The organism is Desulfovibrio sp. (assembly GCF_019424165.1).
Classification (GTDB): domain Bacteria; phylum Desulfobacterota; class Desulfovibrionia; order Desulfovibrionales; family Desulfovibrionaceae; genus Desulfovibrio.
In genome coordinates, this window is sequence record NZ_JAHZAA010000041.1 from 14,055 (window position 1) to 23,088 (window position 9,034).

Below are 9,034 nucleotides of genomic sequence, written 5' to 3' on the forward strand. Positions count from 1 at the left end.
AAAATTCTTTGCCTGAATTGTGGCCTTTGGGCGGCCGATGTGAACGACTGTGCGACGTCACCTTATTCTCCTTAAGTATGCTGAAAAGCATGGTGCGGGAAGAGAAGCGCAAGGTCAAGAAGGCTGCAATAATTTGCTCTTTTTTGACAAAAGTTTACATAATTATCATTATGGGACATTGCGCACTGTGCCAAAAAGGCTACCCATTCTCCCCAATCCTTTAAAAAGTAAGCCGCGCGGCCCTTGCCCCTCTGGTGGCTTTGCCTGCAAAATTATTCGGCTCAATGATGGCAGCATTCAATTTTTTATAGCCTGTTTATTGAAAATTCATGCCTTTCATTCGCGTTGCCTTCACCTCGGTGGACTTGCTCACAAGGCGGCTCTGACGTACAACACAAACCAACGCCATCCCAATGGCGCACGTTTCCAACCGAGGAGTTTTCATGGGCTTTGCCAACAGTGCGTGCAGTTTTACACGCTTTCGCATCCTTGATCCGGTTCCGGCTGAACTCTGGCCGCAAATACCCGACAAGCTCAAGCAATTCGCCTTTCGGGACATTGACGATATCCCGGAAATGCAGGCTCAGGGATGGGTCTGTTTTGAAGATATGCTGGATTCTGAATGGATAACCGCACCGCCACAAAAAGGCGCGTATCTTGTTTTTTCGCTGCGGCTTGATATGCGGCGCATCCCCGCCGGAGTGGTAAAAAAACACCTGGCTGTGGCCCTGCGCGATGAAAAAAAACGCATGCACGAGCAAGGCAAGACCTTTATCTCCCGTGAGCGCAAAAAGGAACTGAAAGAACAGGTTATGCTGCGCCTGCGTACACGCTTTCTGCCAATTCCAAGCGAATTCAATGTGTTGTGGGCTACGGACAAAAACGAAATATGGTTTGCCTCTACCCAGAACAAGATGATTGATCTTTTCATGGAAGAGTTTCTTAAAACCTTTGAGCTGCACCTTGAGCAACTGACGCCTTACACCCTGGCGGCTTCCATGCTGGATGAAGAAAGCCTCATCCGCCTGGATCAGCTTGAGGCCACGCAGTTTGCCCCTCAGTCCTAGCCGCGGAGCGAGCACACATGAATATGCCCTATCTTGGAGAATCTACTGATATTATTCTTGGTCAGGAATTTCTTACCTGGCTTTGGTACCAGAGCGATACTGCCCCCGGTGCATTCACCGACAAAGAAGGCGCCCCTTTCTCTGTCTCTATGGAACAGCGGATAGTGGTACAAGGAGGCGAAGGAGACGCCCGGGAAACAGCCTCTGTTTCCGGTTCGCTCTCTCCTCTGCGGGAGGCGCGCTTTGGACTCGGAACCGGCAAAAAAGTCAGTCGTGCGCTCATCCGGCTTGAAAAAGAAGAGCTGGCCTTTCAGGTAACGCTCAAGGCAGAAGATTTTTGTCTTAACAGCCTGAAGACGCCGAAGCTGGACAAGGGTGACAGTGACGACGATCCGGACGCCCTGCTGCTTGAAAAATTTTACCTGATGGAAATATGCACCAGTCTGCTGGACGCGCTGTACGCGCGCTTTCTTGCTCTGCGCCTTTCTCCACAGTGGCAGAAAGAAGTGGATGACATGCGCCAGTGGATGACCCGTACCGAGTAGGGAACCGTCCATGCCACCCCTGCCCTCACATGTCCGCCGTCACGGTCGGCTGACCGCTATCGTCGCCAACGTTGCACGCAAGACGTTGTGGATGCTGCTGGTCCTGTGGGGGATTACGCTTATCAGCTTCTGGGTCATTCATCTGGCTCCTGGGTCTCCTACTGATATGGAGACAACGCTCAACCCCCTCGCCGGCGAGGCTGCACGGCAAAGGCTTGAAGCGCTGTACGGGCTTGACCGTCCGCTTCACGTCCAATATGCAGACTGGCTGCTGCGCCTGCTGCATTTTGACTTCGGCAACTCCATGTCTGCTGATGCCCGTCCCGTGCTGACCAAGATTATGGAGCGCCTGCCCCTCACAGTGGGCATGAATGTCACCGCCATGGTGCTGACCCTGCTCATTGCCATACCGGTGGGAATAGTTTCGGCCTGCCGCCGCAATTCCCTGCTGGACCGCTCCGTGACGGTGCTGGTCTTTCTGGGTTTTGCCATGCCTTCGTTCTGGCTTGCCTTGCTGCTCATGATGCTGTTTGGCATTGAGTTGCAATGGTTGCCTATTTCCGGCCTTACATCCATGCATTATGAGCAGTTGAGCCTGTGGGGAAAGCTATGTGATCTGGCAAAACATCTGGCCCTGCCCATACTTGTCTATACCGTGGGCGGCCTTGCGGGCATGTCGCGCTATATGCGGGCGTGCATGCTGGAGGTGCTTCAACAGGATTATATCCTTACGGCACGGGCCAAAGGTCTTGGCGAAAAAGCCATTATCTGGCGTCACGCACTGCGCAATGCCTTGCTGCCCGTCATTACCCTGCTGGGCCTTTCAGTGCCTGGGCTCATCGGCGGCAGTGTCATTATTGAGTCCATTTTTGCCCTGCCCGGCCTCGGCCAGCTTTTTTATGCCGCCGTTATGGCCCGGGATTATACGATGATTATGGGCAACCTTGTTTTGGGGGCCGTGCTTACCCTCTTTGGCAATCTATTGGCCGACATCTGCTATGGCTTGGCTGATCCGCGTATACGCAGCGCAAAGGATGACGTCTGATGCTCCCCCGCGTTGTCAAAAATGCGCTTGGCCGCCACGCCATGCTGCTGATCGGGCTTTTTATTGTTCTTGGCATGTCCCTGGCGGCCCTGCTGGCGCCGGCCATTGCGCCACATAACCCGGATGCGCTGCATCTGAACAACATTCTTGAACCGCCCTCTTCCCGGTTCTGGCTTGGAACAGACAGGCTCGGCCGCGATGTTTTTTCACGCCTGCTTTACGGAGGGCGGGTATCTTTGTGGGTCGGCTTTGTGGCTGTGGGGATTTCCATCAGTATCGGCACCACGCTTGGCCTGATAAGTGGCTATTTTCGGCGATGGGTTGATGAAGCGATCATGCGCGCTGTTGATATAATGCTTTGTTTCCCTTCATTTTTTCTTATATTAGCGGTCATTGCATTTCTGGAGCCTGATCTTACCAATATAATGATTGTCATCGGGCTTACCTCATGGATGGGCGTTACGCGTCTCGTTCGCGCTGAGACCCTGAGTTTGCGCGAGCGCGAATTTGTGGATGCGGCCCGCCTGGCAGGCAGTTCCACAAGAAAAATACTTTTTTACCACATTTTGCCCAATGCCTTGGCTCCGGTGCTTATAACCGCTACTCTTGGCGTAGCCGGAGCCATCCTTGTGGAATCAAGCCTGAGTTTTCTCGGTCTTGGTGTGCAGCCTCCCACGGCAAGCTGGGGTAACATGCTTATGGAAGGCAAAGCCGTCATTGAGAGCGCCCCCTGGCTGTCGGTTTATCCTGGGTTGGCCATTCTTGTGACGGTACTCGGCTATAACCTGCTTGGTGAAAGTTTGAGAGATATTTTCGATCCCAGGCTACGACGCTGAAGCATGCCGGGACCTTCTTGCAATACTTAAAGTAAAACTTAAAAAACGCTCTGTGCGGACGCAAACAACATGTTGGAATACCTTCGCATTCGCAACCTTGCTCTCATTGAAGATATGGAGCTGGAGTTCGAGCCGGGCATGAACGCTCTCACCGGCGAAACAGGGGCCGGCAAAAGCTTTATTCTTAAGGCTCTGGGCTTTCTGCTGGGCGACAAACTGTCTGCAGACATGGTTCGTGCGGGGGCGGAGCGTGCCCAGGTAGAGGCCCTTTTTACCCTGGAGGACGAAGATATTGTGCTGCGGCGTGAATTGCTGGCTGAAACCGGCCGCAGCCGCCTTTACATCAACGATGAACTCCGCTCCCAGGACAGCTTGCGCGATTTGCGCCCGCGCCTTGTGGCTCACACAAGCCAGCACGCGCAGCAAAAACTTTTGCAGCCAGCAGTTCAGGCGCGTCTGCTTGAAAGCGGCCTTGAACAGCCTGAGCTTCTGCTCAAGCGTGACGCCCTGCTCTCCCGCCTGACAGAAACGGCAGCACAGCGTAAAGCGTTGCTTGAGCGTCAGGCCGGGCTTGCCGAAAAGCGCGAACTGCTCGAAATGCAACAGCAGGAAATTGACAAGGTCGCGCCGGAAGATGGTGAAGAGGAGCGGTTGGAGGAAGTGCGCGCCCAGGCGCGCTCACTTGAAAGCGTGCGCGAAAACTATGAGCAGGCCCTGTCTCTTTTGCATGGCGATGACAGCGAGGGGTTGCTGGACCTGTTGGGTAACTTTGAAAAAGTGCTGACGCGCATGGCCAAAGAGGACGAATCGCTCAAACCTGATGCCGATGCGGTCACTGCTTTGCGCCAACAATTGTCCCATCTGGGTGGGCGCTTGCGCCGCCCACCGCAAATGGAAGATATGCACGATATGGACCAGGTCGAAGAAAGGCTTTTCGCTTTGGCTCAGCTTAAGCGCAAACTGCACCGGACGTTGCCGGAAATTCTTTCTTTGCGGGATGAAATAACAGAAAACCTTTCATTTCTTGATGTTTGTGCGTTGGACCTGGCCCGCCTTGGGCGGGAAGAAGAAGCTCTGATTCTGGACCTCTCCACTTTGGTGGAGAAGATCATTCCCATTCGCCGCAAAGCGGCTTTGGCCTTGGCTTCAGCCCTGGAAGAAGAATTGCGGCAACTTGGCTTTTCTGAACAGGTGCAAGTGATTCCCCATTTTGAAAAGCAGGAAATCTGGCCCGGCGTTATGGATGAGCGCGGACGCATCCTGTGGGCGCCAAACCCTGGGCAACCTCCCCAACCTCTGGACAAGATTGCTTCCGGAGGCGAGCTTTCCCGCTTTTTGCTGGCGCTGGCCAGCGTACGACAGGATGGTGAAAATGCTATCTTTATCTTTGACGAAGTGGATGCCGGGGTGGGAGGCCTTACTCTCAACAAGCTGGCTGAAAAGCTGTATGCGCTTGCTGCAAGCAGACAAATGCTGCTGATCACGCACTGGCCCCAACTGGCGGCCCGGGCGCGCAAACACTTTCAGATCAGCAAGACCGTGCGGGATAATGCTACCTTCACCTTTTGCAGGCCGCTGGACAAACAGGCTCGACATGCAGAACTGGCACGCATGGCCGGTGGCGGCGCACAGGGAGAAGCCGTGGCGCACAGCCTGGAAATTTGACCAAACAGCCTTCCCCATCAGTCGAGGTTCTTGAAAAATAGGCAGATCTTCCACTTTCGTGGAATTATGCCGCGACGCATGAACAATACCTGAGAGAACTCGTAAGAGGCAGCCAGTTACCACGACGAGCAAAACATCATTTCCCATCTTTTCAGCGCATATTTGCCCGACACTTTGCATGCCTGCCATCAAGGCGCTTTCTTCTTTTTTGCACGACTCATCCACCTTTGCTCAGCTCGGCCTGTTGTAAAGCTGCCAGTTTTTTCATAGGCATATGCTTTTATGAAAAATCAACCAGTACATTATAAATAATAATTGCCGGATGGTTGCTAAAAATGAAGATCAGCCAATGGGCTAGATGATGGATAAAAAAGACCGGCAGCCTGATTCTGAAAAAACGCCTTGCACAGACTTTTAGATCTGTGCATATCAAAAAAAATATTCAATAAAAAACGAAAAATATTTTTTTCCTAGAATGGTATGCAATCTTGATCTGATTGGTCATGATTGTTTAACGCATCTTCAAGAAGACAAAATGTCTTTTGTGTGTCAAATTACATGCTCAATATGGATGGTCACAGCATGAAACAACTGCGACCAAGCAATGCTGTCATTTGTGGGGAACGACGTGAAGCTTATGGAATAGCCCTGTTTGCGTTCCGTATCCTGACGTAATGTGCCTGATCTTGAAAATTGAAAAATGGACGCAGATCGGCCTTTGAACGCAAAGAATTCGCCCACAATCCCCACAACGGACAAAAAGCTGTAAAGCGGTATGACAGGCATTGATGAAAACAGAAATATCATTCTGGGCTGTTCTGGCTGGGTAACGATTGGCTGGCAGGCAAAGGTAAACATGTTGATTTTGAAAAAACTATTCGCAACAGCGCTGGTTACTATGGTGCTTGTGCTGATTACAAAAAAAGATTCGTGAGGGCTTTGTTTTGCGATCTGTTTTTACGCTAATTTTCGTTGTAATCATTGCCGTTGGGCTGCATTTCGCCTTTCAGAAATACTGCGGCGGAATTTATGTGGAAAAGAACCACTCTGAGGCATACTCCTGCGCAGGCGGCAAAAATATCTCTGTTCAGTTTTTTTCCACAAGCGATCGCATGCTGATGTTCGCCAAAATCGTCATGCCTGATGGTGCGGAATACTCTCTTCCCCTTATGCCCTCGGCGTCTGGCAGCAGGTACTCAGATGAGTTTGCCCTTGAAGCCTGGTTCAAAGGAAACGAGCTCACTGTAAGCAAGCCTTCTGAGAATAGGACAATGGAACCGATCTACGAGTGCACGGCCAAATAAGCTGTAGCTTGAAGCCGTGTCACAGGGAGGCTGTGATGGAACAACTAAAAAACACCCTGTGTGCCGCAATTGAATTCGGTGAGTGCGTTCATGTTGTGGAAAAGCAGCGTGGAAATATCGGCATTATTCCGCGCGGCCTGACTACGGACATTGTGGTCTGCGATATCGTTGCCGTCTCGCGCCCTGTTGATGCCCAAAAGCGGCGGGTAAAGCTGGACTTGGCGAATATCCGTTTGATGTAAAAAATTGGGGCGCGCCTGTGCGATATGAACCCTGGAAGCTTTTACCTGGTTCGAATGAGCGCATCTTGCTTTCGACACATAATCATTATTGAAGAGGCGGTAGCAAAAACAAAAAAGGCCAAATCCAGAAAATGGACTTGGCCTTTCTTGTTAAAGAAAAGTTAGATGGTGGAGGCGGGGGGAATCGAACCCCCGTCCGAGAACATTCCACACGAAGCATCTACAGGTTTAGGTCAAGTATGTATTTCACCACGCTGTTGGCCCCTGACCAGGCACAACGTAGCAATCCCGCCGGTAAACTCCTCGCGAAAAACCCCGGCGAGAGCCGGTTTTCGCCAGCCTGATAAGTGTCGCCAATCAGGGTTATCAGGCATGGCCCTGATCGGCGCGACCGTTAAACGGTCATTGCCTCGCTGTTATTAGGCAGCGTAAGCGTAGTCGTAATCGTTGTTGGCAATTACTTTTGTGCCGCTTTTTACGAGGCCAGCGGCGCCTCGACCTGCCGCTACGGCTTCCACGTCCCCGTCGAAACCAGTGCGCCCCCATTGTAGTTGGGAAAATAATATAAGACGGTTACTGCCGATTGGCAAGCTCAACGAACATAGAAATGTGAAAGAGATCCTTTCAGGCACATCCTGTAACGGCTGAATATGGCGGCATCCTCGTTTTCAGTATCTGCTTTTAATGCGCATTGCGCATGGGATGCTACTGATAAACCGTGAACAAGAAGAGCAATCTTGGCCATTGTATGAAAATATTTCTGTAAAGAAGGATGTTCTGAAATAATGCGGCACAGTTTTTCAGCACCCTGCTCTTTGCTTTCCATAACAAGATCACCCATCGGCGACAGGTACAGCAATATACGCTCGTCAAATTCAGGGAACTGCTCGCCCAGGCAAGACTGAAGCTGCACCATGAAGGTCTCCTGCATGGCTTCAAGCCTGAGTTCCAGGGCTTCAACAAGTCCGCTCCCCGAGCACTCCAGGCTATGCAAAATACGCAGGGTCGCCTCATCAAGGTGTGCCAGCGGCTCACGTAAAGAAGTCCCGAAGTATTGATCGTTGCCTGTGGCAGCTCTGCCGGACTGCATGTGGAGCATGCTGCTTATCTGGTTTGTGCTTTCTGGTGTCACAGGCTCCCCCGGTAGGCTTGTGGTCTTTTTTTCCGTGTGTAGCTGCAATGCCGGGTATTAAGCAAGATGGATGCCAGAAAAAGCGACTTCTCGCCAAAGTCTAAAAAAAATTAAGAGATGCCCATGACGACACGCGAAGATTTGCCTCGCCTCCCCTCGGGGCAAAAGACAATCGTCAGTTTGCCCGCAAACGCAACATAACAGATGCCCCTGCCAGAAGGGTGCGCCTGCCGACTATTTTCAATCCCATGCGAAAAACAAGCCCTTCCAGCCCCCCTGTTTTCATAAAAGCTGCCCGGCCGGCGCGCCGCAGGCCCGGCAGAAAATTCACTAATGCCACCGCAGGCAACTCCAGATTGCGCTCGGCGCACTTGAAGTCAACAACCAACACCTCATCAGCCGCAGATAAAGCAAGGCGCAGCAGGTTTTCAGCGACGGACGACGGCAGGTAAAAAAGTTCATATGCCATGCGCACAAGGGATACCGGAGCATCCGCCATATGCCAAAGTGCCCCCGGAGCGACATTTAGCGGCGCATTGATGGCGTCCGCAGGCCATGACACCGTGCGTGCAAGTAATTTGTTCGACAAGCAAGGCTGATAGACGGCCAGCAGTTGAGGGGCAAAGGCAGACGCGTCAAAGGGCTGTTCCGCATGCGCCTCTTTTGCCCGCGTGGAGCCGGAAGTTCTATATTTTTGCAGGATAGATGAAGGAGGTGCGCTTTGCTCGGGCTGACAAGACATCATGACCTGCCGCCGATTCTTTCAAGCATTGCCTGGCGCGCTGTGCCATAGGCCGCATCAGTGGGCAGGCCCTGAACAAGATTGCGTGCGTGACCATCTTCCACAAACTGACGGCGGCTGGACGCAAAATGCATGTCAAAAAACCATGTGCCCAGTAGCAGGCGAAAATCATTGACGCTGCGTAAATCAGCGTAAGCTGCCACGCGATTTTCACGGGCAGCTTTGAGTACAGCCTCGCTATACAGGCCCGGAGTGTCAGGAAGGCTCAATACAACGGTGGGATTATACGGGCCGGGGCCGGACAGATGCTCGTCCATAACACGCAAAATATCCAACTTGTCCGAATCGCGCACCACATGAGCAGCCTCCGCCGTGGCCTGTGGCAGGCCAAATGGCAGCGCAAAGCGATTATGCAGCCCGACCACGGCTAATATTGCCTTACGTGTGGCAGGCTCT

10 protein-coding genes, 1 other RNA gene and 1 pseudogene are annotated in these 9,034 nt (G+C 52.2%); 8 read left to right on the forward strand and 4 right to left on the reverse strand.

The window, feature by feature from the left end; all coding sequences use genetic code 11:
• Positions 1-443: 443 nt before the first annotated feature.
• From rdgC to QZ377_RS11220, 8 genes are all read left to right on the forward strand, one after another.
• Positions 444-1,067 carry a recombination-associated protein RdgC gene (rdgC, locus tag QZ377_RS11185; protein ID WP_291441222.1) on the forward strand — a complete coding sequence of 208 codons (624 nt, stop codon included), beginning with the start codon at positions 444-446 and terminating at the stop codon, positions 1,065-1,067.
• 17 nt (positions 1,068-1,084) lie between these two features.
• Positions 1,085-1,612, forward strand: a complete 528-nt coding sequence (locus QZ377_RS11190) for a hypothetical protein (RefSeq protein WP_291441223.1) — start codon at positions 1,085-1,087, stop codon at positions 1,610-1,612.
• Between the two features lie 10 nt (positions 1,613-1,622).
• Positions 1,623-2,657 carry an ABC transporter permease gene (locus QZ377_RS11195; RefSeq protein ID WP_291441224.1) on the forward strand — a complete coding sequence of 345 codons (1,035 nt, stop codon included), beginning with the start codon at positions 1,623-1,625 and terminating at the stop codon, positions 2,655-2,657.
• On the forward strand, positions 2,657-3,493 hold the full coding sequence (locus QZ377_RS11200; protein WP_291441225.1) for an ABC transporter permease: 837 nt from the start codon (positions 2,657-2,659) through the stop codon (positions 3,491-3,493). The genes QZ377_RS11195 and QZ377_RS11200 overlap by 1 nt, the downstream gene beginning before the upstream one ends.
• A gap of 69 nt (positions 3,494-3,562) precedes the next feature.
• A complete protein-coding gene (locus tag QZ377_RS11205; protein WP_291441226.1) occupies positions 3,563-5,158 on the forward strand; it encodes an AAA family ATPase in 1,596 nt (531 codons plus the stop codon).
• Between the two features lie 775 nt (positions 5,159-5,933).
• Entirely contained in the window at positions 5,934-6,092 is a 159-nt protein-coding gene (locus QZ377_RS11210) for a hypothetical protein (protein ID WP_291441227.1), read from the forward strand.
• Between the two features lie 97 nt (positions 6,093-6,189).
• Positions 6,190-6,462 carry an MliC family protein gene (locus QZ377_RS11215; RefSeq protein WP_291441228.1) on the forward strand — a complete coding sequence of 91 codons (273 nt, stop codon included), beginning with the start codon at positions 6,190-6,192 and terminating at the stop codon, positions 6,460-6,462.
• 35 nt (positions 6,463-6,497) lie between these two features.
• Positions 6,498-6,704, forward strand: a complete 207-nt coding sequence (locus tag QZ377_RS11220) for a hypothetical protein (protein WP_291441229.1) — start codon at positions 6,498-6,500, stop codon at positions 6,702-6,704.
• 166 nt (positions 6,705-6,870) lie between these two features.
• Here the strand turns inward: QZ377_RS11220 and ssrA are convergent.
• From ssrA to QZ377_RS11240, 4 genes and pseudogenes are all read right to left on the reverse strand, one after another.
• Positions 6,871-7,248, reverse strand: a transfer-messenger RNA (tmRNA) gene (gene ssrA / locus QZ377_RS11225).
• Between the two features lie 48 nt (positions 7,249-7,296).
• Positions 7,297-7,836, reverse strand: coding sequence for a hypothetical protein (locus QZ377_RS11230; protein ID WP_291441230.1), 540 nt, complete (start codon positions 7,834-7,836; stop codon positions 7,297-7,299).
• A 175-nt stretch (positions 7,837-8,011) separates the two neighbouring features.
• On the reverse strand, positions 8,012-8,581 hold the full coding sequence (locus QZ377_RS11235) for a hypothetical protein (RefSeq protein ID WP_291441231.1): 570 nt from the start codon (positions 8,579-8,581) through the stop codon (positions 8,012-8,014).
• Positions 8,578-9,034: pseudogene (locus tag QZ377_RS11240) on the reverse strand (phosphohydrolase); the annotation flags it as partial. The pseudogene QZ377_RS11240 and the gene QZ377_RS11235, both read right to left, overlap by 4 nt.

Excerpts from the sequence above, each read along its gene's own strand:
- rdgC (WP_291441222.1), top strand. The coding sequence starts at position 444 with ATGGGCTTTGCCAACAGTGCGTGCAGTTTTACACGCTTTCGCATCCTT.
- QZ377_RS11190 (WP_291441223.1), top strand. The coding sequence starts at position 1,085 with ATGAATATGCCCTATCTTGGAGAATCTACTGATATTATTCTTGGTCAG.
- QZ377_RS11195 (WP_291441224.1), top strand. The coding sequence starts at position 1,623 with ATGCCACCCCTGCCCTCACATGTCCGCCGTCACGGTCGGCTGACCGCT.
- QZ377_RS11200 (WP_291441225.1), top strand. The coding sequence starts at position 2,657 with ATGCTCCCCCGCGTTGTCAAAAATGCGCTTGGCCGCCACGCCATGCTG.
- QZ377_RS11205 (WP_291441226.1), top strand. The coding sequence starts at position 3,563 with ATGTTGGAATACCTTCGCATTCGCAACCTTGCTCTCATTGAAGATATG.
- QZ377_RS11210 (WP_291441227.1), top strand. The coding sequence starts at position 5,934 with ATGACAGGCATTGATGAAAACAGAAATATCATTCTGGGCTGTTCTGGC.
- QZ377_RS11220 (WP_291441229.1), top strand. The coding sequence starts at position 6,498 with ATGGAACAACTAAAAAACACCCTGTGTGCCGCAATTGAATTCGGTGAG.
- QZ377_RS11235 (WP_291441231.1), bottom strand. The coding sequence starts at position 8,581 with ATGATGTCTTGTCAGCCCGAGCAAAGCGCACCTCCTTCATCTATCCTG.